26 protein-coding genes are annotated in these 26,590 nt (G+C 34.1%); 16 read left to right on the forward strand and 10 right to left on the reverse strand.

From position 1 onward, the window contains the following. From AB4Y90_RS03105 to AB4Y90_RS03145, 9 genes are all read left to right on the forward strand, one after another. A partial coding sequence (locus AB4Y90_RS03105) for a hypothetical protein (protein ID WP_441555885.1) occupies nucleotides 1-892 on the forward strand: 892 nt, incomplete at its 5' end. 11 nt (nucleotides 893-903) lie between these two features. After that, the gene (locus AB4Y90_RS03110) at nucleotides 904-1,311 is read left to right on the forward strand and encodes a hypothetical protein (RefSeq protein WP_441555886.1); all 408 of its coding nucleotides are present in this window, start codon (nucleotides 904-906) and stop codon (nucleotides 1,309-1,311) included. Then, nucleotides 1,308-1,715 (forward strand): hypothetical protein, encoded by a 408-nt coding sequence (locus AB4Y90_RS03115; protein WP_441555887.1) that lies wholly within the window; start codon nucleotides 1,308-1,310, stop codon nucleotides 1,713-1,715. Before AB4Y90_RS03110 ends, AB4Y90_RS03115 begins: the two co-directional genes overlap by 4 nt. After that, a complete protein-coding gene (locus AB4Y90_RS03120; RefSeq protein ID WP_441555889.1) occupies nucleotides 1,712-2,119 on the forward strand; it encodes a hypothetical protein in 408 nt (135 codons plus the stop codon). Before AB4Y90_RS03115 ends, AB4Y90_RS03120 begins: the two co-directional genes overlap by 4 nt. 216 nt (nucleotides 2,120-2,335) lie before the next feature. Then, nucleotides 2,336-3,307, forward strand: coding sequence for a polyprenyl synthetase family protein (locus AB4Y90_RS03125; protein ID WP_265427393.1), 972 nt, complete (start codon nucleotides 2,336-2,338; stop codon nucleotides 3,305-3,307). Between the two features lie 87 nt (nucleotides 3,308-3,394). Further along, nucleotides 3,395-4,351 carry a GSCFA domain-containing protein gene (locus AB4Y90_RS03130; RefSeq protein WP_441555890.1) on the forward strand — a complete coding sequence of 319 codons (957 nt, stop codon included), beginning with the start codon at nucleotides 3,395-3,397 and terminating at the stop codon, nucleotides 4,349-4,351. Nucleotides 4,352-4,375: 24 nt separating this feature from the next. Beyond that, entirely contained in the window at nucleotides 4,376-4,888 is a 513-nt protein-coding gene (locus tag AB4Y90_RS03135) for a DUF4269 domain-containing protein (protein WP_441555892.1), read from the forward strand. Nucleotides 4,889-4,893: 5 nt separating this feature from the next. Then, nucleotides 4,894-5,655, forward strand: coding sequence for a TatD family hydrolase (locus AB4Y90_RS03140; RefSeq protein WP_441555893.1), 762 nt, complete (start codon nucleotides 4,894-4,896; stop codon nucleotides 5,653-5,655). Between the two features lie 36 nt (nucleotides 5,656-5,691). Next, the gene (locus AB4Y90_RS03145) at nucleotides 5,692-7,221 is read left to right on the forward strand and encodes a hypothetical protein (protein ID WP_441555895.1); all 1,530 of its coding nucleotides are present in this window, start codon (nucleotides 5,692-5,694) and stop codon (nucleotides 7,219-7,221) included. Nucleotides 7,222-7,259: 38 nt separating this feature from the next. Here AB4Y90_RS03145 and AB4Y90_RS03150 read toward each other — a convergent pair whose 3' ends face one another. Together AB4Y90_RS03150 and AB4Y90_RS03155 are read right to left on the reverse strand one after the other, a co-directional pair. Further along, nucleotides 7,260-8,531: a DEAD/DEAH box helicase gene (locus tag AB4Y90_RS03150; RefSeq protein ID WP_441555897.1), complete on the reverse strand. Its 1,272-nt coding sequence runs from the start codon at nucleotides 8,529-8,531 to the stop codon at nucleotides 7,260-7,262. 166 nt (nucleotides 8,532-8,697) lie between these two features. Beyond that, nucleotides 8,698-9,189, reverse strand: coding sequence for a DUF6438 domain-containing protein (locus AB4Y90_RS03155; RefSeq protein WP_441555898.1), 492 nt, complete (start codon nucleotides 9,187-9,189; stop codon nucleotides 8,698-8,700). Nucleotides 9,190-9,319: 130 nt separating this feature from the next. Between AB4Y90_RS03155 and AB4Y90_RS03160 the strand changes: the two genes are divergently transcribed. Beyond that, a complete protein-coding gene (locus AB4Y90_RS03160) occupies nucleotides 9,320-10,051 on the forward strand; it encodes a class I SAM-dependent methyltransferase (protein WP_441555900.1) in 732 nt (243 codons plus the stop codon). 31 nt (nucleotides 10,052-10,082) lie between these two features. On the opposite strand, the gene AB4Y90_RS03165 is transcribed toward AB4Y90_RS03160, so the two are convergent. The 4 genes from AB4Y90_RS03165 to hpt all read right to left on the reverse strand — a co-directional run bounded on the left by AB4Y90_RS03165 (nucleotide 10,083) and on the right by hpt (nucleotide 13,148). Next, nucleotides 10,083-10,733: a porin family protein gene (locus AB4Y90_RS03165; protein WP_441555901.1), complete on the reverse strand. Its 651-nt coding sequence runs from the start codon at nucleotides 10,731-10,733 to the stop codon at nucleotides 10,083-10,085. 90 nt (nucleotides 10,734-10,823) lie between these two features. Continuing rightward, a complete protein-coding gene (gene obgE / locus AB4Y90_RS03170; RefSeq protein WP_441555903.1) occupies nucleotides 10,824-11,807 on the reverse strand; it encodes a GTPase ObgE in 984 nt (327 codons plus the stop codon). Nucleotides 11,808-11,887: 80 nt separating this feature from the next. Continuing rightward, nucleotides 11,888-12,466 carry an adenylate kinase gene (locus AB4Y90_RS03175; protein WP_441555904.1) on the reverse strand — a complete coding sequence of 193 codons (579 nt, stop codon included), beginning with the start codon at nucleotides 12,464-12,466 and terminating at the stop codon, nucleotides 11,888-11,890. Nucleotides 12,467-12,593: 127 nt separating this feature from the next. After that, nucleotides 12,594-13,148 carry a hypoxanthine phosphoribosyltransferase gene (hpt, locus tag AB4Y90_RS03180; RefSeq protein ID WP_441555905.1) on the reverse strand — a complete coding sequence of 185 codons (555 nt, stop codon included), beginning with the start codon at nucleotides 13,146-13,148 and terminating at the stop codon, nucleotides 12,594-12,596. A 151-nt stretch (nucleotides 13,149-13,299) separates the two neighbouring features. Between hpt and AB4Y90_RS03185 the strand changes: the two genes are divergently transcribed. Beyond that, nucleotides 13,300-13,998 carry a DUF1826 domain-containing protein gene (locus tag AB4Y90_RS03185; RefSeq protein ID WP_441555906.1) on the forward strand — a complete coding sequence of 233 codons (699 nt, stop codon included), beginning with the start codon at nucleotides 13,300-13,302 and terminating at the stop codon, nucleotides 13,996-13,998. Between the two features lie 53 nt (nucleotides 13,999-14,051). Here AB4Y90_RS03185 and mnmE read toward each other — a convergent pair whose 3' ends face one another. Continuing rightward, a complete protein-coding gene (gene mnmE, locus AB4Y90_RS03190; protein WP_441555908.1) occupies nucleotides 14,052-15,437 on the reverse strand; it encodes a tRNA uridine-5-carboxymethylaminomethyl(34) synthesis GTPase MnmE in 1,386 nt (461 codons plus the stop codon). 648 nt (nucleotides 15,438-16,085) lie between these two features. Then, a complete protein-coding gene (locus tag AB4Y90_RS03195; protein WP_441555909.1) occupies nucleotides 16,086-17,855 on the reverse strand; it encodes an aminopeptidase P family protein in 1,770 nt (589 codons plus the stop codon). A 290-nt stretch (nucleotides 17,856-18,145) separates the two neighbouring features. On the opposite strand from AB4Y90_RS03195, the gene AB4Y90_RS03200 reads away from it, so the two are divergent. The 3 genes from AB4Y90_RS03200 to pruA all read left to right on the forward strand — a co-directional run bounded on the left by AB4Y90_RS03200 (nucleotide 18,146) and on the right by pruA (nucleotide 21,833). Next, nucleotides 18,146-18,583, forward strand: coding sequence for a DUF6526 family protein (locus AB4Y90_RS03200; protein WP_441555911.1), 438 nt, complete (start codon nucleotides 18,146-18,148; stop codon nucleotides 18,581-18,583). A 207-nt stretch (nucleotides 18,584-18,790) separates the two neighbouring features. Then, complete coding sequence (locus AB4Y90_RS03205) at nucleotides 18,791-19,894, forward strand: DNA topoisomerase IB (protein WP_441555913.1); 1,104 nt, start codon at nucleotides 18,791-18,793, stop codon at nucleotides 19,892-19,894. Nucleotides 19,895-20,207: 313 nt separating this feature from the next. Then, nucleotides 20,208-21,833 (forward strand): L-glutamate gamma-semialdehyde dehydrogenase, encoded by a 1,626-nt coding sequence (gene pruA, locus AB4Y90_RS03210; protein WP_441555914.1) that lies wholly within the window; start codon nucleotides 20,208-20,210, stop codon nucleotides 21,831-21,833. Between the two features lie 199 nt (nucleotides 21,834-22,032). On the opposite strand, the gene AB4Y90_RS03215 is transcribed toward pruA, so the two are convergent. After that, nucleotides 22,033-22,878 (reverse strand): ABC transporter permease, encoded by an 846-nt coding sequence (locus AB4Y90_RS03215; RefSeq protein WP_441555916.1) that lies wholly within the window; start codon nucleotides 22,876-22,878, stop codon nucleotides 22,033-22,035. A 2-nt stretch (nucleotides 22,879-22,880) separates the two neighbouring features. Further along, the gene (locus AB4Y90_RS03220; protein WP_441555917.1) at nucleotides 22,881-23,783 is read right to left on the reverse strand and encodes an ABC transporter ATP-binding protein; all 903 of its coding nucleotides are present in this window, start codon (nucleotides 23,781-23,783) and stop codon (nucleotides 22,881-22,883) included. A gap of 208 nt (nucleotides 23,784-23,991) precedes the next feature. Between AB4Y90_RS03220 and AB4Y90_RS03225 the strand changes: the two genes are divergently transcribed. Together AB4Y90_RS03225 and prfB are read left to right on the forward strand one after the other, a co-directional pair. Further along, nucleotides 23,992-25,341: an ATP-binding protein gene (locus AB4Y90_RS03225; protein WP_441555918.1), complete on the forward strand. Its 1,350-nt coding sequence runs from the start codon at nucleotides 23,992-23,994 to the stop codon at nucleotides 25,339-25,341. Between the two features lie 98 nt (nucleotides 25,342-25,439). Then, on the forward strand, nucleotides 25,440-26,552 hold the full coding sequence (gene prfB, locus AB4Y90_RS03230) for a peptide chain release factor 2 (protein WP_441555919.1): 1,113 nt from the start codon (nucleotides 25,440-25,442) through the stop codon (nucleotides 26,550-26,552). Nucleotides 26,553-26,590 lie beyond the last annotated feature (38 nt).

Here is a 26,590-nt window from a genome sequence, read left to right on the forward strand (position 1 = left end):
GTCTGAAGGCGGCGGAAACCAAGGAGGAGGCGGAACAGCGCCTTCTACCCAGCCTTGTGAAGGAAACGGAGTTCCTTCACAACCACAAGACTCGAATTCTACTTTGGGAACTAACGAAGGCTGTAATCCCGGAACACCTACTTTGCCGAATCTGGAATTTAATCCTGCACATACACCTTGTGAAAAGTTGAAAAATAATTTGCAAAAAGCAAAAGAGATCATAGAACAAACTGATGTTAAAAATAAAAACGATCTTATGAAAGCAAACATCATGTCTGATGTTTTTGAAAAAGCATTCTATTGGGGTAAGGATAGTTCCGGGAATCTGAAAACCTCAAATATTGTAGACGGCACGGTTGGGAATGTTACTTTCGGTATTTCTGGTTCACAATTTGCTCCTGAAGCCTATGCACACAACCATAACGGTACAGGTGGTTATATGGATTTTTCGTCAACCGATATTTATGCATTTCATACCTTTAGCAGCGCATTTAGTACCCTAAAGCACAATTATGCAAATGGATCAGACGGCTCACAATATGTAATGACATTAGAAAACAAGACCGAGTTTGATGCTTTTGTAGCTGCGTATCCCATTTCAACAGTAGATGTATCGACGGATACGTATGAAGGAACCGGTGATTGGTTAGAAGGTGTGGACATAAGAACTGATGAGGATCTTTTACTAGACTATTTTAAAAAACAAGGCAAAAATGCAAACGAAGCGATGGATCTCACGATGGGATATCTCATTAAGAAATATAATATGGGAATTATGATAAGCAAGAAAGGAACTGATGGAAAGTTTCACCCAATACAGGTTGAGCTTATTATAAATCCATTTCCTGGTATACCGTATGCCTATGTACAAGTCAATCCCTGCAACCTTTAAAATAAATAATTATGAAAAATATATTAAAAATCGCATTTCTGTTTGCTTTTCTTTTTTCAATTCAAAGCAAGGCTCAGCTTGATACTCTTAATTATCTTAAACAATTTGAAGCTAATAAAGCAAACTATATAGGTCAACCTTTTTCAAAGTTATTGCAAGATATGACTCAAATACAACCAAAAACAGTGTGGAGCCTACCCATAAGAAACAAAATAAGTATGGTTAGAAACACAAGATTTAAATTTTGTGAAATGGATTATTCATTTCACAATACAATTATATTATCTATTCAATGGCAGACAGATATTCCTATTACCCAAACTGATGCGCTTGGAACACAAAATCAGTATTATTTTACCAATGATGAAAAGATTTTTTATGGTAATAAGATTATAAAAAATATAAGGGTGTACCGATGAAAAATATATTAAAAATCGCATTACTGTTTGCTTTTCTTTTTTCAATTCAAAGCAAGGCTCAGCTTGATACCCTTAATTATCTTAAACAATTTGAAGCTAATAAAGCAAACTATATAGGTCAACCTTTTTCAAAGTTATTGCAAGATATGACTCAAATACAACCAAAAACTGTGTGGTGCCTACCAATAAGAAACAAAATAAGTATGGTTAGGTATTCTGATTTTAGTTTTTGCGAAATGGATTATTCATTTCACAATACAATTACACTCTCTATAGAATGGCAGACAGATATTCCCTATAATGAGACTAAAAATCTAGGAGTTCAAAATCAATATTATTTCACGAATGATGAGAAGATTTTTTATGGCAGTAGAATAATAAAAGATATAAAGGTATATCGATGAGAAATTTATTAAAAATCGCATTACTGTTTGCTTTTCTTTTTTCAATTCAAAGCAAGGCTCAGCTTGATACCCTTAATTATCTTAAACAATTTGAAGCTAATAAAGCAAACTATATAGGTAAGCCTTTTTCAAAGCTGTTGCAAGATATGACACAAATACAACCTAAAACAGTTTGGAGTTTACCTTTAAGAAACAAAATAAGTATGGTTAGAAATACAAGTTTTAAATTTTGTGAAATGGATTATTCATTTTACAATACAATTACATTAACTATAATTTGGCAGACTGATATTCCTTATAATGAGACTAAAAATTTAGGAGTTCAAAATCAATATTATTTCACGAATGATGAGAAGATTTTTTATGGCAGTAGAATAATAAGAGATATAAAGGTATATCGATGAGAAATTTAACAAAATAATTTTTGTTTTAAGCTTTGCTATATTTTATGGCAAAGCTTAATGTGTATTTTTAAAAAGTGTGATTGATGATCAAATCGCTCATTAAGCATTTTCAGATCTTATAGTTTAAAATTATAATCAAACTTTGTCTCTTCAGGCAAAGTTTTTTGTTTTACAACCCCTCAGAAAATCGTATTTTTGTTCAAACTATTAGATTTTATGGAATTCTTAGACACCTACCAACAGATTGTTGCTGATGCTATTGCTAAATATACGTTTAAAGACAAACCTACAGAGCTTTATGAGCCGATGAATTATATCATCTCGCACGGCGGAAAACGTCTCCGTCCGATTATGGTTTTAATGGCTTGCGATTTGTTTGGCGGTGATCAGAAAGAAGCGATAAAGCCGGCTTTGGCGATCGAGTTTTTCCATAATTTCACGCTCATTCATGACGATATTATGGATGAAGCTCCGTTGAGAAGAAACAAACCAACAATTCATACCATTCATGGTCTTAATACAGGAATTCTTTCAGGAGACGGCTTAATGCTGAAAGCGTATAAATTTTTTGAAGACCTGGAACCTGAAATTTTTAAAGCTTGTGTAAGAATTTTCACACATACAGGTTTGCTTTTGTGTGAAGGTCAACAATACGATATTAATTTTGAAACTCAGGAAAATGTAACGTTTGAAGACTACATCAGAATGATTACGTATAAAACCGGAGTTTTGAGCGCTTCATCTTTTGAGATCGGGGCAATGATTGCAAAAGCGCAGTTTAAAGATGCCAAAGCAATCTTTAATTTCGGAAAACACATCGGTATCGCTTTCCAGATTATGGATGATTATCTGGATGTTTTCGGAGATCAGGCGCAGTTCGGTAAAAAGCACGCCGGAGATATTTATGAAAACAAAAAAACAGTGCTTTATCTTCTCGCAAGAGAGCACGGAACTGAAGAAGAACGTAAAGAATTAGATTACTGGTACTCTAAAAAGACCGATAATATAGATAAAGTTTACGGCGTTGAAAAGATTTTCAGAAGAACAAGAGTTGATGAAAAAGCATTACGCTTGATCGAAAAACATAATGAAATAGGACAAAGCTATCTTGCAAAAATAGATGTGCCTGAAGAAAAGAAAAAACCATTCTCTGAATTGGCAAATTACCTGTTGAGAAGAGAGAGTTAAATTAGGTAATAGGTTTTAGGAATTAGGGCTTAGTTTCTGAACTGCCATTTTACTAATTCCTAAAACCTAAAACCTAATCCCTAAAATATGAAATTCCGTACAGAAGTTGACATACAGCCGTCGCAGCAAAAAATTGAAATTGAAGATAAAATATTTTCGATAGGTTCTTGCTTTGCCTCGGAGATGTCAGACTTGTTTCAGAAAGGCCAGATTCAGACGGTAAACAATCCTTTTGGGACGATTTTTAACCCTTTTTCGATCAATAATTCGATTAAAAAGCTTCATGATTCAGAATTTTATGGCGGAGATGGTCTAATAACGTACCACGATGAGTTTATTTCTCTGGATCATCACACCAGTTTTGATACAAGATATATTCACCAGACTTTAGATAAAATCAATTCAAAAATAGAGGAAGGAAACCGTTTTCTGCAGGAAACAAACTGGGTGATTATCACTTACGGAACTTCATTTATCTACGAATTTGAACCTAAAAAAAAGCTGGTTGCAAACTGCCATAAAATTCCGCAAAAATTCTTTGAGAAAAGGCTTTTAACGTATCAGGAACTCACAGATTCTATTTACGATACGATCATTAATCTTCAGGATATTTGCCCGGAAAATGTGCAGATTCTGTTCACCGTTTCGCCGGTGCGTCATACAAAAGACGGAATGGTGGAAAATCAATTAAGCAAATCTAAGTTGATCACGGCAATCCATGAAGTGATTTCACCATTTCAAAACTGCCATTATTTACCGATTTACGAAATATTAATGGATGATTTGAGAGATTATCGGTTTTATAAAGATGATTTGATACATCCAAATTCACAAGCTGTTAATTATATTTTTGAGAAGTTTGGTGAAGCTTATTTTTCTGATGAAACCAAAGGATTTATTAAAGAAAATTTTAAAATCAATAAAGCTTTGGAACATCGAACGGATGACGAAAAAGATCCTAAATTTATTGAATTTAAGGAAAAGCTGGAGCAGAGAATTGAAACTCAAAGGCAAAAAGTAAAACATTCGATATTCAAGGTTTAAAGTTCAAAGTTTAAGGGTATTAGAATGATTGATTTTACAAAACTTGATTATCTGAAAGCAGGAAATGAAAAGCAGAAAAGAGCTTATGAAGTTCTTACAAAATATAAAATATTTGAAAAACTTTCCAATTTCTCACCGATTTTAGCAGGAACAATTCCGATTGAAATTGATATTGAAGGAAGCGATTTAGACATAATTTGTGAAGTTGAGGATAAGGTTGAGTTTGAAAAAATTTTAATTCAAATTTTTAAAGATTTTAGTTTAAAGATTAAAAAATTAAATATAAATAATACAGAATCAATAGTTTGTAATTTTATTTTAGAAGATTTTGTTATAGAAATTTTCGGACAAAATAAACCAACAGTTGAGCAAAATGCTTATCTCCACATGCTTGCAGAATATAAAATTTTACAGGAAAAAGGAGAGGAGTTTAAACAAAAAATAATTGATCTTAAGAAAAAAGGAATAAAAACAGAACCGGCTTTCGGAATGCTTTTAAATTTAGAAAATCCTTACGAAGATCTTTTGAAATTTTAAAAATAATGATTGATACACATACGCATTTATATGCCGAAGAATTTGATGAAGACCGAAAAGAAACGATTCAGAGAGCTTTAGATAAAGGGATTACAGAATTTTATCTTCCGGCTATCGATTCAGAATCGCATGAAAAAATGCTTCAGTTGGAAAGTGAATATCCCGATCAGATTTTTTCAATGATGGGATTGCATCCTTGCTATGTAAAGCCCGAATCTTGGGAAAAAGAGCTGGAAATCGTTAAAAATTATCTCGATCAAAGACATTTTCCTGCGATTGGAGAAATCGGAATTGATTTGTATTGGGATAAAACAACTTTAGATATACAAGTAAAAGCTTTTGAGCAGCAGATTGACTGGGCGATTGAAAAAGATCTGCCGATTGTAATTCACACCCGAGAAAGTTTTGATGAAACTTTTGAAGTTTTAGAAAGAAAAAAACATCCTAAACTTCGAGGAATTTTCCATTGTTTTTCAGGAAATCTTGAACAGGCAAAACACGTTTTAGGTTTAAATTTTATTTTGGGAATCGGTGGAGTAGTGACCTTTAAAAACGGTAAAATCGATCAGTTTTTACACGAAATTCCATTAGATAAAATCGTTTTAGAAACAGATTCGCCTTATCTTGCGCCCGTTCCGCATCGTGGAAAAAGAAATGAAAGCTGCTATCTTGATCTGGTTGCGGGAAAATTGGTTGATATTTACCAAAAAGATTTTACAGAGATTGATAGAATAACGAGCGAAAATGCGAAGAAAATGTTTCAATAAATTGAAGAGAAAAAGAAAATAAATTATTAAACCGGAATGGAATTTATAAAAAAAAACTACCATTATTTACTTTTTATTTCTGCGGTTTTTTTCTTGGGAAATCCTTCCAAATTTCCTGCAGATGACGGTTTTTTTTATCCACAGATTGCTTATAATGTGATACATCATGGTTTCATGGGTTTTAATGATTTGTATCTTACCAATGGTTTTCATCCCTTATGGATGGTTTTTTGTATTGTTGCAGAACTGATTAATCCGTTTGATAAATTTTTTGTTTTAAATATTATCTGGTTATTTCAGGTCTTATTGGTTCTTTTTGGAAGCGTTCTCTTAGAGAAAACCGTTTTAAAAGAATACAGACTCGGAAAAGTTTTTAGTTTTGCATTTTATTGTTTAATATTCTTTAGCATTGGTACTTTATTCCTTACCGAAGGGCATCTTGCATTTTTTACCCTTGCTTTGCTCATATTTTTTATAAGCAGAAAGTTTAAAAATGATTTTGCTTTCGGGTTATTATGCAGTTTGGTATTTCTTGCGCGTCTTGACCATATTTTTTTAATATTTCCATTCGGTTTTTTGTATTGGAATTTCCGGAAATGGAGCATCAAAAGTTTAGGATTAATACTTGCCGGCTTTTCGGTCCTTTCTGTGCCTTATTTATTATCCAATAAGTATTTATTTGGTTATTTTGTTCCGATCAGCGGGAGGATAAAAAGCTCTTTTCCGGTTATTGCAGATGATATAACCTGGGTGTTAATATTCAGATTCTGCTTAGCTGTATGTATTTCTTATCTTTTATTTTTAATTATAAGCAAAAATACCAGGCAAAAATCTCTTAAACTGTGTTTTGTAATAGGTTGCCTTCTGCATTTTTTTTACAATCTTTTGTTTCAGTCTCAAATAGGGCAATGGTATTTTGTGTCACAATTTATTCTTTTTGGTTTTTTTATAAATGATTTGTTTGCGAGTTTTGACAATAGGTTTTTCAGAAAAAATTCAATTGTAATTGCCTCTACATCTTTTCTGGCGGTGGTTGTCTGTTTCTTCGGTTATATGAAACTTACAACCAACATCAGTATTGTTTCAAATTTTTTCGGAAATGAATCTGATTTTGAAAAAAAACAAGATGATAAGATAAAAGCAATTGCTGAAGATATTGCAGGCTTTTTACCAAGTCAATCTCGTGTATATGTATATGATTTTCCGGGTAAGTTTGCATTTTATTCTGATCTTAATTTTATTCCTGCAGATGCTTTGGTAGCAAACCCAGATTTTTTTGATGAAATTAATACGATGAAATTCAAAGACTATCTGAGAAAAAATAAGATTGATTATTTACTTTTTCCAAGTAAACTTGCTCAGAATGAAGAAAAAATTCACTTCATGGGTTTAGATATAAAAAAAGAAAAAGATCATCATATTTTTTATCTGAAAAATTCAATAGATAAAAAGATTATTGACAGCCTGGATGAAAAAGAACTTATTAAAATAAAAGAATTTGAAAATCCTGCCAAAACTTGGCAAAAAAATTATGAATCTGTAAGTATTTATAAAACCACTTTTTAATTAAATAGCAAAAAAACCTTCCAATCGGAAGGCTTTTTTTATTTTTTTCTGGAAAAATTACTTTTATTTTTGGGCTTTTTAAAACCAACTTCCTTTCTCTGTTGAGCAGGGTTTCCCGGTTTTTTTGGTCTAGGTGTAAAAGGTTTGTTGTTAGAATCTCTTTTTTCAACAACTAAATTATCGGTGTGATAAGGATGATCTTTTACCACCGGAATTTTCATCCCGATCAGTTTTTCAGTGTCTCTTAAATTTAATAAATCTAAACCATCCACAAACGAAAGTGAGCTTCCCTGAGATCCTGCACGACCTGTCCTTCCGATWCGGTGAACGTAAGTTTCCGCAACATCCGAAAGCTCGTAATTGATAACGTATTTCAGTTCATCAATATCAATTCCTCTTGCTGCAATGTCTGTCGCAATCAAAATCCTTGTTTTTCCGGATTTAAAATTATTCAGTGCATTTTGTCTCGCATTTTGAGATTTATTGCCGTGAATCGCTTCTGTCGGGATATTAGCAGCCTGAAGTTTCTTGGCAATCTTATCTGCACCGTGCTTGGTTCTTGAAAAAACCAAAACCGATTCTGAAATCTTATTTTGCAAAATATGCGTAAGAAGATCCAGCTTTTTGTCTTTATCTACAAAATAAATRGATTGTTTAATGGTTTCTGCGGTCGAAGAAATAGGGGTTACTGAAACTTTGATGGGAGTATTCAGTATAGAATCTGCCAGTTTCTGAATTTCTGTCGGCATTGTTGCTGAGAAGAAAAGCGTTTGTCTTTTTTGAGGTAAAAGCTTAATGATTCTTTTTACGTCGTGTACAAAACCCATGTCAAGCATTCTGTCGGCTTCATCCAGAACAAAAATTTCAAGATTTTTAAGAGAAATAATTCCCTGTGCAATAAAATCTAATAATCTTCCCGGAGTTGCAACCAGAATATCAACACCTTTTCTTAAAGCCGCTTCCTGATTTCCCTGTTTTACGCCTCCGAAAATTACCAGTTTTCTTAAAGGTAAATTTTTTCCGTATGCGTTGAAGCTTTCTTCAATCTGAATAGCAAGTTCTCTTGTCGGAGTAAGTACTAAAGCTTTTATATGATTATTTTTCGGGCCTTTTCTTTCTGTAAGATTTTGTAAAATTGGGATCGCAAAAGCTGCTGTTTTGCCTGTTCCTGTTTGTGCAGTACCAAGTACATCGCGTTGTTCCAGAATTGAAGGAATCGCTTGTTCCTGAATTGGGGTAGGTTTTTCGTAACCTTCATTTTGAAGCGCATCTAAGATGGGCTTAATCAGTTTTAAGTCTGTAAATAACAAAATAAATATTGTGTATTAAAATAATGCGGTCGAAGCAGTATACTTCATCATTTGTTAGCAGATCTGCTAATTTTTTTAACAGAATTTTTAAGTAAAATAATTTACTAATTGGCTGAGAATGCCGCGAAATATGCTGCAAAGATAGTTTAAATAATTTTAAGTATGATTATTGAACCTTTTCCCACTTCTGATTGTGCTTTAAATCCTCAAAAAATTGGTAAGTCGCGATTAATTTTTCGGTTCCGCGCTTACCATAATCTTCGATGTCTTTAGATGAACCGTCACTGAATTTTATTCTAAGATAGGAGGTCGGCAGATCTGTAATATTTCGTGAACCATACTTTTCGTTAAGGCTTTTTACATTTAAGCCATCCAATAAAGCTGTTAGTTTTTTGTAATCATCTTCTTTGATGGTTGTTTTAAAAGTACCTTCTCTCGGCTTATCAAATTCGCCTTTTGAAAATCCTTTAGAAAAATTAAAATGTTCGGCTTCCAAAACAGCAGTTCGGTCTGGGTTTATTGTCATTTTAAAAATAGGGCAGGATCCGAAACAGGCTCCAGCTTCATATTCTATAGTTGAGTATTTTGAAGAGGACATTTTTTGGGAAGAGCACGAGAACAAAAAGATTACTGAAAGGAGACTTAATAAATATTTCATTTTTTTAAATTTTAAAAAAGTGTTTCAATAAGCGTTCCAAAGACAAAACTCTTATTTTTGATGATGTTGGATTAGAGTTTCATTCTTCAATTTAATTTTGTTATTTTGGAGGCTGTAAGAGATTCTTGATATGTACAATGTTTTAAAGTCGGTAGCGAAAAATATTTTCCCAAAAAGTGTACTTATACGCTATGAGGAAAATTTCAGAAAATTTTTGGCGCCAATCTATCGTGGTAAAAACTGCAAATGCAATCTATGCGAAACAAATCTGAAAAATTTTGCTTTACTTAAAAATGGGGATAAAATATGCCCGGTTTGCGGAAGTATTTCCAGAACGAGAAGGCTTTTTATGCTTTTGAATGAAGAATTTTTGTTTCCTGATGCAAAGATTTTAGACTTTTCGCCATCCAGAGTTTTATACAGGAAGCTAAAAAACAGGAAAGATATTGCCTATTTTTCTACCGATTATGAGAATGAATTTTTGGCAGATTACCGTTATGATATTACAAAAATTGATGCCGGAAATGATACGTTTGATTTAATTACCTGCTATCATATTTTAGAGCATATTACAGAAGATCAGCAAGCGATGAATGAGCTCTTCAGAGTTCTTAAAACTGGCGGAACAGCGCTTATACAAACCCCTTTTAAAGATGGTGAAATTTATGAAGATTACAGTATTGTTTCTCCGGAAGAAAGATTAAAACATTTTGGTCAGGACGATCACGTGAGGATTTACTCAGTTTCCGGTTTGGAAAATCGCCTGAAAAAGGCTGGTTTTACAACCGAAATAAGAACGTTTAAATTAAATGAATATTTGGGATTGAGCAATAATGAAACAGTGATTGTCTGTAAAAAATAAAGGAGAAACTTTCGCTTCTCCCTTGTTTTTATTATTTGAATTTATATCCTAGACCTGCTTGTAAAAAGCCGATTTTAGTATCAAAACTTTCTCCCTTATTGATTCCGATAAAATTAAAATGATATCTTGCATCTACAAAGAATTGATCATTAATTTTATATTCCATTCCTAAGAAAGGAAACAGATTCAGCGTTTTCACATTTTCGTAATCGTGGGAAGTCGATCCATTTACAACTTCATCTGTTTTTACTTTTTCTGAAAGGTTGATTCCGAAATTAATCCCTGCAGAAGCAGATAAATTCGGAATAAAATAATATTTGACAGAAACCGGAACCTGAATCTGCGTAAGCTGATAATCAAATTGAATACTTCCTCTTTCTATAACTCCGGAGTCAGTAAAATCTACAACCGGAAAGTCCTGTTTTCCGCCAATCTGTGTATATAATGCTTCAGCCTGAATACTCAGATTAGAAGATAGCGGCTTTTCTGCCACAACACCCGCATAGAAATAAGATTTTGAATTGTATTTTTCATCCAAAAACTTCATGTTAGACAAAGAATATCCTCCTTTTACCCCAAAACTTATTTTTGAATCCGGTGCTGAATCAGATTGTGATTTTTCCTGTGCACTTACAAATGCCGGAATTGATAATAACAGAGCTAATGCAAAGTTCTTTTTCATAATTTTAATTTGATGGTATTAATTTTTAAATATAATAATAAAAAAGTACACAAAAAGTGTACTTTAGTTGGTTGATAAATTGTGTAAATTTTATCCGTGAAGCCTTTTCCAGATAGCATCTTTCAATTCTGTTAGGCCTTCTCCGGTAACCCCCGAGAAAAACAATGGCTTTTTGTTTTCAGGGAATTCGGCAGATATTTCTTTCTTCAGCTCATCATCCAAAAGATCGGCTTTAGAAACAGAAATAATAAAATCTTTATCTAAAAGCTCAGGATTGTATTCTTTCAATTCGTTCTCCAAAATTTTAAACTCCTGAAAATGATCTTCAGAATCTGCAGGAATTAAAAATAATAGGATCGAATTTCTTTCAATATGTCTTAAGAATCTGTGACCTAAACCTTTACCTTCTGCAGCACCCTCAATAATTCCCGGAATATCTGCCATTACAAAAGATTTATAATTTCTGTAATCTACAATTCCTAAATTGGGGGTTAAAGTCGTAAATGCATAATTGGCAATTTTCGGTTTTGCGGCAGAAACAGAAGCTAAAAGCGTAGATTTTCCTGCATTTGGGAAACCTACAAGACCTACATCGGCTAAGATTTTAAGTTCAAAAACGATATAACCTTCCTGACCGTCCATTCCCGGTTGTGCAAAACGTGGAGTCTGGTTGGTTGAGGATTTGAAAAACTCATTACCTTTTCCACCTTTACCGCCTTCCATCAAGATGATTTCCTGACCGTCTTCCAGAATTTCGCCTACAATTTCTCCGTCTTCATTTTTAGCAATCGTACCAATCGGAACATCGATGTAAACATCTTCTCCGAAAGCTCCGGTTAGCTGGTTTTTTCCTCCGTTTTCACCACGTTCCGCTTTTACGTGACGGGTGTATCGAAGTGGAAGTAAAGTCCATTCGTGGGCATTTCCTCTCATGATGATGTGTCCTCCGCGACCGCCGTCACCTCCATCAGGACCACCTTTAGGAATATATTTTTCACGGCGAAGATGGGCAGAACCTGCACCTCCGTGACCGCTTTTACAATGAATCTTTACGTAATCTACAAAATTGCTCATAATTTCAATTCAAGGTTTAAAGGTTTAAAGTTCAAAGTTCCCAACCTTGAATATTGAACTTTGAATAATGAATCAAAAACTTATGCAAATTTTTGAACTTCCGCAAAAAGTTTTTCAGAGATTTCGTTGATGTCTCCAACACCGTTGATCTCTACATATTTACCTTGTTGTTTGTACAATTCGGCAACTTCTGCTGTTTTTGTGTAGTATTCTTTTATTCTGTTTTCGATGATCTCAACATTGCTGTCGTCTGATCTTCCGCTTATTTCGCCTCTTTTCAGTAATCTTTCAACCAAAATAGAATCTTGAACGACCAAAGAAAGACAAACGTCGATCTCATCATTTAATTCTTCTTTTACGATTTTCTCCAAAGCTTCTGTCTGAACAGCAGTTCTTGGATATCCGTCGAAAATAAATCCTGCGGCATCACTTGGTTTTCTGATTTCGTCAATCAGCATATCTGTTGTTACCTGATCCGGAACCAATTCTCCTTTATCGATGAAAGATTTAGCCAGTTTCCCAAGTTCGGTGTCATTTTTCATGTTGTATCTGAAAAGATCACCAGTTGAGATTTGTTTTAAATTAAATTTCTCGATTAAGTTTTGTGCTTGAGTACCTTTTCCACTTCCGGGAGGACCGAACAGAACAATGTTTATCATAATGTGGTTTCGCTGTTGGCAATTGGCAAATGGCTTCTTGCTTTTAGCATTTTTAAATTAATAATTACTTTTACTTAGATATAATTTTTTAAAAGCTAATAGCCAAAAGCTAAAAGCTGATAGCAATTTAGTGATTGATTTGCCCTTCTTCCAATTGGTATAGATTCGGTAGGTTTCTTCCTAACTCATCATAATCCAATCCGTAACCTAGTACAAATTTGTTTGGAATTTCTTTTCCAATATAATCCAGCTTGAAATCTTTTTTATAAACTTCAGGTTTCAATAGGAATGAAGCCAGTTTAACAGATTTCGGACGCTGAGTTTCTTTGAAGTATTTGAAAAGACTTTCAACCGTGTTCCCGGTATCTACGATGTCTTCTACAAGAATGATATGACGGTCTTTTACATCTTTTGTAAGCTCCATTTTCTGATAAACGATCCCGGTAGATTCTGTTCCTGCATAAGAACTCATCTGTATAAAAGCAATCTCGCAAGGTCCCGGATAATGTTTAAGAAGATCTGAGAAAAACATGATAACTCCGTTTAAAACACCGATGAAAACAGGTACTTCATCTTTGTAATCTTCATAGATTTTCAGAGCGGTTGTCTTTACAATTTCCTGAATTTCGGCATCCTTTAAATAGGGAACAAAAGTTTTGTCGTGAACTTGAATACTTTCCATAAAATTTTTCGTAGAGCGCAAAGTTACGGATTTTTGATTAAAATATTTTTTATCACAGACTAAATTATTTTCAATGATTTGAATATCACCTTCTGATCTATTCTTTATTTTTGCAAAAGAATGATGTACCTGAAATCATTTATTCTAAAATATGAGCAAAACATTTTCAGATAAAAAACAAGTTGGAGTAGTTTCTGGTTTTTCTGAGCTGGTAAATACCAAGTTTCATGGAACGGTAAATGCAATCTGCTGGAACCGTCATCTGACCGGAGATTTTAAAGAAATTGTTTCTAAACTTCAACTAAAAGAAAATATTACCGAAGTTTCTGCTCAGGATCTTTTGGCCTTGCAATTATCAGAAAAGGGTGATTTAGCTAGAGAAATTATTTTAAATGATTTGCAACTATTAACAGATTTCGGAGCATCTCCGTCACTTAATTTGCTTAAAAATTATGAACGCGATGATGAGTTTGATTTTATTTCCACAGATGTCTATTCTTTTCATGTAGATCGCTCACCAATTGGAACCGACACTTTTTTATGTACTTATTACGGTGCAGCAAGCGATATTGTTCCTAATGACGAGGTTCAGCAAAAAATCCTGATTCCAGAAATCAGGCAAAAGCTACAAGAATTACACGACGGTCCGGAAGAAGAATTTGAAAACTTTCTGAAAGACAATTTTTTTGATCTTCATTATGAGCCAAAACCTGATGCAAAACCGCTAAATTTAGAAATAGGAAATCTTTGGCGACTGGCGGTAGATCATCCTTCGCAGGAGGTTTTGCCTTGTGTACACAGAGCTCCGCTTGAAAATGATGGCGAGTACAGGCTGCTTTTGATTTGTTGATTAATTAAAAGATTAGACTTTACTGTGAAAGTGTTTTTTGCTGGTTTGTGATTTTACTTTCCGATACAAAACTTAGAAAAAATATTTCCCAAGACCTCATCATTGGTTACTTCGCCAGAAATTTCTCCAAGATGTTCCAAAGCATTTCTTAATTCATATGCCAACAATTCTGTTGAAATCTGAAAGGTAATAGCTTCTTTCACTTTATTTACAGCATCCAGAGATTTCCCTAAAGCTTCAAAGTGGCGTTGATTGGTAATGATCACGTTGCTTTCTTCAGATTTTAAATGCTCTACATATGAAGACAATTCGTCTTTCAGGTCTTGTATGTTTTGATTTTCGATAGCTGAAATGGTGATAAAATCAAAATCTTGTGATATTTCTTTTCTGAAAATATTTTCTACCAATTCATATTGAGTGGGAGAAACTTCATCTATTTTTGTAGCACAGATTATCAGTTTTAAATCATCTCTTTGCAAGGATTTTATCATTTCGATGTCTTCGGAGAAATCTTCTGTGGCAGAATCGGCAAGATAAACAAGGATATTTGCATTTTCTACTTTTTCCTTTGCTTTCTTCACACCGATTGCTTCAATTTCATCGGCGGTTTCACGTAAACCGGCAGTGTCGATTAATCTGAAAGCATGACCTTTGATGTGAAGAATTTCTTCAATCGTATCTCTCGTCGTTCCGGCAATATTGCTTACAATTGCTCTTTCTTCCTTTAATAAAGCATTTAGAAGAGTTGATTTTCCGGCATTTGGTTTTCCAATGATGGCAACTGCGGTTCCGTTTTTAATGGCATTTCCGTATTGGAAACTTTCAATAAGAGAATTTAATTTGGCTTCTATTTTATCAAGCAATTGATTCAGTGCGGTTCTGTCTGCAAATTCCACGTCTTCTTCAGCAAAATCAAGTTCCAGTTCGATTAAAGAAACAAAATTTAATAAATCGGTTCTTAAAAACGAAATTTCATTGGTGATTCCTCCTTTTAGCTGGTTTAGTGCTACTTTTCTGGAAGCCTCATTTTCAGAAGCGATCAGGTCAGCAATAGACTCAGCTTGGCTTAGATCGATTCTTCCGTTCATAAAAGCGCGCATTGTAAACTCACCGGCTTTTGCCATTCTTGCTCCGTTTTTAATTAAAACTTCAAGAATTTTCTTGGCAATATGTGGCGAACCATGAAAAGAAATCTCTACAGAATCTTCTGCTGTAAAAGTTTTGGGAGCTTTAAAAACAGAAATCATTACCTCATCAATCACCTCATCACCATCTTTTATAAACCCGTAATGTACAGTGTGTGACTGGGCTTTTTCAAGATTTTTACCTTCAAAAATTTTAGCTGAAACAGAAATTGCATCATCTCCGGAAATTCTGATGATTCCGATGGCTCCGATTCCGTTGGCTGTGGCAAGTGCGCAGATAGTGTCATGATTCATTTTGCAAATTTAAGGTTTTAAATGAAAATTTTTTATGTTAATCTGCAAACAGTTTTCTGATTAATCTTTTGTTCAACATCATTTTGTTTAAGATGAGTTTGGAATAAGATTCTCTACCGCAAATCAAATAAAGAGATTAATAATACAATCTTCAATGTTTAAAGCTAAAGAAAGGCGTAAGATTTAATAATGAAATATCATTTTTTGTTTTACCCCAATAAGCGAAGCAGCTTAATTTATGTTAAAAATAAAAATCAGAATATTAAAGAAAACTTTGTCTGCCATTGCAATAAAAACTAAAATAACTAATAGTAGAATAAATCTTTATCCCTAATTCAGGTAAATTAAAAATTTTGTTAAAAAAAACACCACCCCTCAAAGAAAGGTGATGTTTAAAAGGATATTAGTTTTTTATATATAATTGTGATTGGTTTCTTGCACAAAAGTAGCAGATAAGAATTTATTTTTTCTCAGGATATTCCTCATAAATAATACCGTAAAAATACGGTTGTACAGAATAAAAAAATCGTCCTGTAAAATTTACAGAACGATATAATTTATAAAAATGGCGAAGCAGGCTTGTTTAATTTAATTTGTAACCAACAACCAACAACTAATAACAAGTTACTAATTACCAATAACAAACAATTAAATAGGGCTTACCAATTCCAAAAACCAATCTTTTACTTCGCCTTCCAAATATGGGGAAAGCTTTTCTTCACAGGTTTTGTGATAAGAATTCAACCAGTTGATTTCTTCTTCCGAAAGAATTTCCTTTACGATTGTATCTTTAAAGAACGGGCAGAACGTTAAAGTTTCAAACTCATAAAAAGTTCCGTGGATAGTAGTTTCAGATTCTTTTACGGCAATCAGGTTTTCATGACGGATTCCGTAATCACCTTCCAGATAATATCCAGGTTCGTTAGAAACAACCATTCCTACCAAAAGTTCCTGCGGATTCATATCTTTTCTGATATTTTGCGGACCTTCATGTACATTCATAAAGCTTCCTACACCGTGACCTGTTCCGTGATTGTAGTCTTTTCCCTGCATCCACAGCGGCAGTCTTGCAATCGCATCAAGTTGCACTCCTCTCGTTCCTTTTGGAAATTTCACCATCGATAAACGAATCATTCCTTGTAAAACCAGGGTAGAGTTTATTTTAAATTCTTCAGAAACCGCTCCTAAAGCCAAAGTTCTTGTAATATCTGTTGTTCCTTCTAAGTATTGACCTCCAGAATCAACCAAAATACTTGCATCGTTAGTTACTTCTTTGCTTCCTTCAGATTTTGCGGAATAATGCATCATTGCACCGTTTTCTTTAAATCCAACGATGCTTCCGAAACTTTCGCCTACAAAATTTTCTCCTGCAGCACGGAATTCTCTCAGCTTTTGTCCGATAAAATACTCGTTCATCTTTTCTTTTCCTGCGTTGTGAGTAAGCCAGTAAAGAAATTTTACCATCGCAACACCATCTCTTACCATTACTTTTCTGAAGCCTTCAAGCTCGGTTTCGTTTTTCTGAGCTTTCATAAGATTTCCAGGAACGGCAGCTTTTACAAAATCGTTATCAATTTTTAAAGCTTCAAAAATCGACTGGTTGCTGTTTGGCGAAACTAAAACTTTTTCATTTTTGATAGTTCTCAAATGATTGTAAAATTCTTCATAAGGCATCATTTTTACCCACGCTTCATCCATTTGTCTTCTGGCTTCAACTTCCATTTTTTCAAGGTCGGTAAAGAGAATTGCATCATTTTTAGTAATTAAAATATATCCTAAAAATACAGGATTGCTTTCCACATCGCTTCCTCTCAAATTCAATGTCCATGCAACATCATCAAGGCTTGAAATGACATGTACGGTAACTTCCTGCTCTTCCATTTTTTGACGGATGGCAGAAATTTTATCTGTAACCGATTTTCCGGCTCTGTCAACAGGATGCACGAAAATCGGATTTTTTGAAGGAATTCCTCTTTCTTTCCAGACTTCTTTTAATAAAGGAAGATCAGCTAAAGTTAAGTTTTTTGCATTCAGTTTTTGGTACAAAAGTTCCCAGTTTGAATGAGAAGTTGCCAAAGCATTGACAGCTACTTTTCCGTTTGCAGGGATTTCAGAGATGATCCAGTCGATATAATTGGGCGTTCCTTCCATACCGTCTTTGAAAAGATCGATTCCTGAACCAGCCAATTCGATCGGAGCTTGTGTAAAATATCTTCCGTCCGTCCAAAGTCCGGCTTTATCTTTAGTAATTACCACAAAACCTGCAGAACCAAGAAAACCTGAAAGCCAGGCTCTTTCCTGCCATTCTCCGGGTAAATATTCGCTCATGTGAGGATCTGCAGAATATACTATAAATGCATCAACATTATTTTTCTGCATTTCTTCGCGAAGCGCAGCTACTTTTTCCTTTGAAGTCATTTTTCTAATAATTTAAAGATGTGAAGTTACGAATTAATGCTGATTTCAATAGTTAAAAATTGGATAAAGTTTTTGAGAATTGAGGATTGATGCCGGAAGCTGGATGTTGGAAGATTGATTGGAATATTATTTAAGATTTCTCATTTTTTGAAAAATTTCTTATAAAAAACATATTACAAATTTGGCGACCGAAATTACTTCTAACATCAAACACCCATCGTTCAGCACTTTCATATACCACAAATTAAAAGATCAAAAATTTTTGGAAAGATTATTGCAGTATCGGCAATATGGAAACGCAAAACTATCATAACCACAGAAAATTTTACACGCCGCATCACTTTGTTTATTTACCGTTACTGCTGATTTTAGAGATATTCGGAATTTATAAAATATTCAAAGATCCGGATTATCAATTGGTCTGGATTCTGTTTTCTGTTGTGATATTTTTAATTCTGTATTTAGCAATTATGGTGCGACAACATTACGCTTTGGGACTGCAAAACCGTTTGGTAAGATTAGAATTTAAGCAAAGATATTTTGAGATATTCAACAAAAGATCTGATGAAGTGGAAGAAAAACTGAGTTTCAGTCAGATTGCTGCTTTGAGGTTTGCTTACGATGAAGAATTTAAAGAACTTTTATATAAAGCTTTACATGAAAATATTTCGGGAGATCAGATCAAAAAGTCTATAAAAAGATGGAAACCTGATCATCATCGAATTTAAAATAATAATCAACCTAAATTATATTACTATGAAAAAATGGACTTTATACAGCCTGACTATTTTAAGTCTCATGCTGCTTACGAGCTGCGAAGCTGTAGAAACAATCTTTAAAGCCGGAATGTGGTGGGGGATAATTCTGGTAGGCGGAGTTATAGCAATTTTGATATGGCTATTCTCTAGGGGTAAAAACTCTTAACCAATCATTTTATGGAACAATCAGACTTGGATATTATTTCACATCTTAAGCCTTCAAAGATTGTAAAAATTATGAAAGATCCGGTGGCTTCTGCAAAAGCGGTAAATCTTATTTACACTTCCGATGCAGAAACTGCCGGTATTATTCGTAGGAAAAGAGGCAAAAAATACCTGTATTTTAAAGATGGCGAAAAAATTAAGGATAAAGAGGAAATCAAACGGATCAACAGTCTGGTGATTCCTCCGGCTTGGGAAAATGTCTGGATTTGTGCTTTAGATAACGGTCACCTTCAGGCTACAGGATTTGATGCCAGAAAACGAAAACAGTATAAATATCATTCTCTTTGGAGCGCTCTGAGAAATCATACCAAATTTTACAGGATGCTGCAATTTGGTTACGCTTTGCCGGAAATACGTCTGCAACTGGAAAAAGATTTAGCCTTAAGAAATTTTGAAAAACGAAAAATTTTAGCATTAATCGTAAGTTTAATGCAGCGCACCAATATTCGTATCGGAAATAATATTTACGAAAAACTGTACGGTTCTTTTGGCTTAACAACGCTGAAAGGAAAACACGTAAAAGTTCAAGGTCAAAAAATTAATTTTTCATTTAAAGGTAAAAAAGGAGTAATGCATAATGTTAATCTGAAAAGTAAAAGACTGGCAAGATTAATTATGAAATGCAAAGAAATTCCCGGAAAAGAGCTGTTTCAATATATTGATGATGAGGGAAAAAGACATTCGGTAGATTCCGGGATGGTGAATGACTATATTAAAGAAATCAGTGGAGAAGATTTTACAGCAAAAGATTTCAGAACCTGGTCGGGAACGGTGAATGCTTTAATTGCATTTAAAGAAATTGGTTATGCTGAAAATAATTCTCAATACAAAAAGAAAGTAAAGGCAGCCCTGGATATTGTTGCTGAACACCTTGGAAATACAAGTACAGTTTGCCGAAAATATTATGTACATCCTTTAGTTATCAATCTTTACGAGAATAATTCTATTAAAAAATATCTCGATGAGCTTGAAGTAATTGAAGAAAACGACGGAAAAGCRGATTTGACGCACGAAGAAAAACTGGTTTTAAAAATTCTTGAAACAGAGAAAATGTGAGTAAGTGAACTGTGAATGGTCAATCGGTTCACATGTCAATTTATTATATTTTATTTGAAAATTGAACCATTAAGATTTTTTAGCTTATAAGTTTCTTTAAGATTCAATTTATCTGAATTAAACGTTCTGCTGAATAATATCTTCAGATATTTTCTTAAAGCACCTTAAAAACTTCAGGATCTTAATGGTTTAAAAATTTTTAATGTTCAAATTAACCATTCACTTGCGAACCAAAATTCACTATTGACATTTTTCATCATAAATATTAAATGTTGTAAATTTGTAAAAAAGCAAAAACAAACAATACAACTATATGTCAAAAGCAATTTCGCAAGTACCATTTGCAGTAAATGAGCCGGTAACTTCTTACGAGCCGGGATCAGCAGAAGTAAAATCTCTTCTTGCAACGTACAAAAAAATGTGGGCAGAAAAGACAGAAATCCCAATGATTATCAACGGAAAAGAAGTAAAAACAGGTGATACTGTTCAGCTTCAGTCTCCACAAGATCATGCGCACGATTTCGGTTTTTATCATAAAGGAACAATGCAGCATGTAGATGATGCAATCAATGCAGCTTTAGCAGCAAAAAAACAGTGGAATGAGCTTGGCTGGGAACACCGTGCAGCAATTTTCTTAAAAGCGGCTGATCTTTTGGCTGGACCTTACAGAGATGTAATCAACGCAGCAACAATGATCGGACAGTCTAAAAATGTTCATCAGACTGAAATTGATGCAGCTTGTGAATTCATCGATTTCTTAAGATTCAACGTAGAATTTATGACGGAAATGTATTCTGAGCAACCGGTTTCTGACGCAGGAATCTGGAATAGAGTAGAGTACAGACCGTTGGAAGGATTCTGTTTTGCAGTAACACCTTTCAACTTTACAGCAATTTCAGGCAACTTGCCAACTTGTATGGCAATGCTTGGAAACGTAGTGGTTTGGAAGCCTTCAGATAAGCAAATCTATTCTGCAAAAGTAATCATGGATGTTTTAATCGAAGCGGGACTTCCTGCAGGTGTTATCAACATGATTTTCACTGACGGAAAAGAAACTGCTGAAAAAGTTTTAGCGCACAGAGACTTTGCCGGACTTCACTTCACTGGTTCTACAAAAGTTTTCCAGGGAATGTGGAAAATGATCGGTGACAATATTCACAATTACAGAACATATCCAAGAATCGTTGGAGAAACGGGTGGAAAAGATTTCGTTATCGCTCATCCTTCAGCAAACGTAGAAGCTGTGGCAACGGCTTTGGTAAGAGGTGCTTTCGAATATCAGGGACAAAAATGTTCTGCGGCTTCAAGAGCTTATATTCCTCAGTCTCTTTGGGCTGATGTGAAAAAAGTAATGGAAACTCAGGTTAACTCAATTAAAGTTGGTTCTCCGGAAGATCCTTCAAACTTTGTAAATGCAGTTATCGACAAAAATTCTTTCGAAAAATGTAAAGGATACATTGACAGAGCAAATGCTTCAGACGAAGCCGATGTTGTGATCGGTGGTAAATGTGATGATTCTAAAGGATGGTTTGTAAATCCAACAGTTATCGAAACTACAAATCCTCAATACGAAAGCATGGTTGAAGAAATTTTTGGTCCAATCTTGTCAATCTACGTTTACGAAGATGCAAAATGGAAAGAAACTTTAGAATTGGTAGATTCTTCTTCACCGTATTCATTAACAGGTTCAGTGTTCGCACAAGACAGATATGCTGTAAATGAGGCGTTCAAAGCATTAGAAAATGCGTCTGGAAACTTCTACATCAACGACAAACCAACAGGTGCAGTTGTTGGTCAACAGCCTTTTGGTGGCGGTAGAGCTTCAGGAACAAATGATAAAGCTGGTTCTAAAATGAACTTATTGAGATGGACTTCTGTAAGATCTATCAAAGAAACTTTTGTTTCTCCTAAAGATTACAAATATCCATATCTTGGTTAATAAGTAATAAATAGGTAATGAGTAATTTTTACCTGTATAAATACAGCCTCGGAATTTTATTTCGGGGCTTTTTATTTTAAAATATTTTGAATAAAGAGTCCTGAAAGGACGATTGGTCAAACCATTGGGTGAAATAATTAAGAAACAAAAAAGTGATTCAATTGAATCACTTTAATTTTGAATAATATGCAAATAAATTTTACCAGTCTCTTTTCTTTAAAATTAAATAAGATCCCAGAATAAATAAAGCGCACCAAATCAAACACGCAATTAAGCTTTCGGTTGGGTAAGTAAATTCATATTTTAAACCCATCGCTTTTGCCATATCTAATCTCAAAATAGGATTGGGGATTAAATTCGACATGCTTTCCAAAGGGAAAAGCTTACTGATGAAAAAGTCGTTTTGAAGTACCTCATTTCTCTGGGGTCCTTTCAATCCGTGTATTTTCGAGAAAGTTTCAATCATACTTAAGACCCATTCTCCAATCCATAATATAAAGAAAGCGAGAAAAACAAAAATTGATTTTCTTAATAAAATTGATAAAAACATTAAAAAACAAAAGAATGCAAACAATTTTAAAAAATAATTTCCAATGAAAAACATTTCCTTATAAACTAGTGATGATTCTGTGGTGTTTGAATACTGGAAACCTAAAAATAAGGTAATGGCAAATACAATAATTGTTGAAATTAATGTGAAAATACCAATAGTCAAAAGTTTTGAACCAATAAATTCTTCTCTGCTCAATCCGTCAATAGTATTTTGTTTGAACATTCTATTGCTGAATTCCTGACAAATCGAGAATACTATTATTAATCCTAAAAATATTTTCAGCAAGGCAACTGTCCAGGTTGTAAAATTCCATATTGCAGGGAAATTATACATTCCTTGTGCTTTTAAATCGATTGGATTACCAAAAAGTTCAAAATTAAGTAAACCAATACAAAGGAAAATAACAAGTATCGCAAAATACATAATCGTGAAAACCTTAAACGGTGTGTAACTAAGGTTTTTATAATATTCTAATTTTAATAATTTCATCATGATTAATTAGTATTTTTTACAAGTTCAAGGAATTGGTTTTCAAGAGATTTCTTTTTCTTAGCGAGATGTGACAAGAAAATACCTTTTTCAGTAAGTTTCTGGTTTAGGCCTGAAGCCGAAATAGAAGCATCATCACGAATCTGGGCTTTAATTAAATCGTCTTCTGCAGAAACCGAACTAAACCACTGCAATTCTTCCAAAGCACTTAAAAGAGCCGCGTTGTTATCAGCTTTTAACTCAAAAAATCCTTGATTATTCGTCATTTCATCCACTCTTCCGGAATAAATGGCGTTTCCTTCTTTTAGCACAATTACGTGGCTGCAGATCTTTTCAATCTCATCCAAAAGGTGACTTGCAATAATAATAGTAATTCCCTGTTTGGCAATCGCCCCGATAATTTCTCTGATCTGGATAATTCCTTCAGGATCTAAACCGTTTGTAGGCTCATCTAAGATTAAAACTTCAGGATTATTTAGCAAAGCAGAAGCAATTGCCAATCTTTGTTTCATCCCTAAAGAATAGGTTTTGAAGGCATCTTTTTTTCTTTCTAAAAGCTTAACCGTTTGCAAAACTTCATCAATTCTTGAGTAAGGTGTTCCTTTAATTTCAGCAACGATTTTAAGATTCTTTTCAGCGCTTAAATAAGGATAAAAATTGGGCTGCTCAATAATCGCTCCGATTTTTTTCAGTATTTCAGGCGTTGTACCTTTTTTACCAAACCAAAACCAATCGCCGCTTGTAGGATTGATGGTTGAAAGCAGCATCCCGAATGTGGTAGATTTTCCGCTTCCGTTGGGACCCAGAAGCCCGTAAACATTACCTCTTTCTACATCGAAAGAAATATTGTTGACGACAACTCTTTTGAATTTTTTTGTCAGATTCTTTACTGATAAAATTTTTTCCATGTAGTTTAGTTATATATTTTGATAAGTTTCTCTTTTTTGTGAAATGTTACAAACTAAGCAAACTTTTTAATTAGGAATTAGGAATTAGGAATTAATTTTGCTAACAGCTAACAGCTAACAGCTAACAGCTAACAGCTAACAGCTAACAGCTAACAACTATCAACCATCAACCAAAAATTTTCATTACATTTGAATTAAAGATGATTGTATGAAGTTAATAGAACTTGCAAAAGAGTTACAAGTTTCCGCAGAAGCCATTAAACAGTTTATCCAAGATTTTGATCTTGACTTGATCGACTGTATTTCTACTCAGTTTGAAGTGAAAAAAGATTTTGAAAAATTTGCCCGTGAAAATGTAGACTTTCTGAAGCTTTATGAAAAAGATTTGGACGAAAACAAAACCGTTGAGCAGATTGCAGAAACCATTAATCAGCCCAAAGAAAAAATTGAAAAGGCGATTGAAGAAAACCCGTCAAATATTTTTGATAACGGATTGTTCCGCTCCTCGATTTCAAGCTATGGGATTGACCAGAAATTGGGCGGAAACTACAAATTTGTCTACAATTATTTTGGAAATAAAACCAAACTTCAGCAAAGAGATTTTATAGGGTACAGAGATCTTTTCTTTTACATTTCAGATGTTTTGGAACCTTTTTTAAATCCTCAGCAAACCAAAGACTGGGGCATCAATAAACCGGCGGGAATCATTTTATACGGTCCTCCCGGAAGCGGAAAAATATTTTGGGCAAATAAAATTGCAGAGATCATCAATTATAAATTTAAAGAGGTTAAAAAACATTATCTCGGGACTTCTTTTGTAGATGGCAATCAGACCAATTTCAACGATTTTCTGGTAACGATGATGAAGGAAGATAAAGTCTTGCTTTTCATGGACGATTTTGATGAAATTATGATGGAAAGAAAAGCCGAAAACAATGTGGCTTCCTGCAACCTCGAAACTCAGGAGATTATTCTTCACTACGTTTCAAAATTTGAAAGTGAAGGTGTTCTGATGGTGGGTTCTGCCAATTCGGTTGTTGATATTGACGAAGAGATTCTTGCGCCAGGAAGATTTGATGTTTTAGTTCCGATATTCCCACCGAATGCTGCCGAAAGATCAGAAATCATTCTCTATTCAATGACCAAAAATCTGGATAAAGATTCTTTGCTTTTCAAAATTTTAAAAAATAATAAAGCAGATAAAATTCCTTTCTGGACAGAAACGGTTGTCAAAATGAAGGTTTTCAGCAACACAATGCTTATCGATTTTACCCAAAGTCTTAAAAAGAGAATCAAAAATCGTTATCAAAGAACGAAAGATGAAAAATTAAAAATCGATGAGCATCTTCTCAATGGCGCTTTGCGTGATGCAGCAGCAAAATTGACTGAAGAATATCTCAACCAGATTGCCCAGTTTTTGAATGATGTTATCATTAATAATCTTGATGATTTCCAAATGAGAATTCATGCATTGAAAAAAGAGCTTGAAACCTATCAGACTGTAGAAATTCCGAGAAGGGAGATTGGCTTTCAGCATAATGATGAAGATGGAGTTTGATAAAAAATAGTTACAGGAACTTAGTTTTAGTAATACTTGTGAGCATTATTCATTACTCATGATTTTATCCGTAAATTTGCTTTTCAAATTTTTTAGTTTTGATTAATAACGACCAGATAAAAGAAGTTCAATCCAGGATTGAAGATCTACATAAATATCTTCAGATTGATAAAAAGAAGATAGAAATTTCTAATGATGACGAAAAAACGGCAGCTCCCGAATTTTGGGATAACCCTAAAACAGCTGAGGTTTTTCTGAAGCAGCTTCGTTCCAAGAAAAAATGGGTGGAAGAATACGAAGAAATCAATACCCAGTTTGAAGACCTTCAGGTTTTGCTTGAGTTTGCAAAAGAAGATCCCGATTCTGAAAAAGAATTAGACGAAACTTTCCCTCAATTATTAGAAAAAATAGAAAATCTGGAGTTTAAAAACATGCTTTCTAACGAAGGCGATGAGCTTTCTGCAGTTCTACAAATCACAGCAGGAGCAGGCGGAACCGAAAGTTGCGACTGGGCTGGAATGCTGATGAGAATGTATAATATGTGGGCAGAAAAGCAGGGCTATAAAATAAAAGAACTGAATTTTCAGGAAGGTGAAGTTGCCGGTGTAAAAACCGTAACCCTGGAAATCGACGGAGAATACGCTTTTGGTTATCTTAAAGGTGAGAATGGCGTTCACAGATTGGTAAGAATTTCTCCTTTCGATTCTAATGCAAAACGCCATACAAGCTTTGTTTCTGTGTATGTTTATCCTTTGGTTGATGATACGATCGAGATCAATATCAATCCTGCAGATATATCGTTTGAAACGATGCGAAGTTCAGGAGCGGGTGGACAAAACGTAAACAAAGTAGAAACTGCTGTTCGTCTTCGTCACGCACCGACAGGAATTATTATCGAAAACTCTGAATCGCGTTCTCAGCTTCAGAATAAAGAAAAAGCAATGCAGCTCTTAAGATCGAGACTCTATGAAATGGAATTGGAAGAACGTCTGAAAGCCCGAAACGAAATTGAAGCCAATAAAATGAAAATAGAGTGGGGAAGCCAGATCCGAAATTATGTGATGCACCCTTACAAATTGGTAAAAGATGTACGATCGGGTCATGAAACTTCAGACGTTGATGCGGTAATGAACGGAAATCTTACACCTTTCCTTAAAGCTTTCCTGATGGCCGATGGAACCGCAGTTTCAGACGATGATTTAGACCTATAAAAAATCATGTTTACATTTTTGTTAAAATATGCTAATAT

It is taken from the genome of Chryseobacterium sp. 2TAF14, from assembly GCF_052115105.1.
Taxonomy (GTDB): domain Bacteria; phylum Bacteroidota; class Bacteroidia; order Flavobacteriales; family Weeksellaceae; genus Chryseobacterium.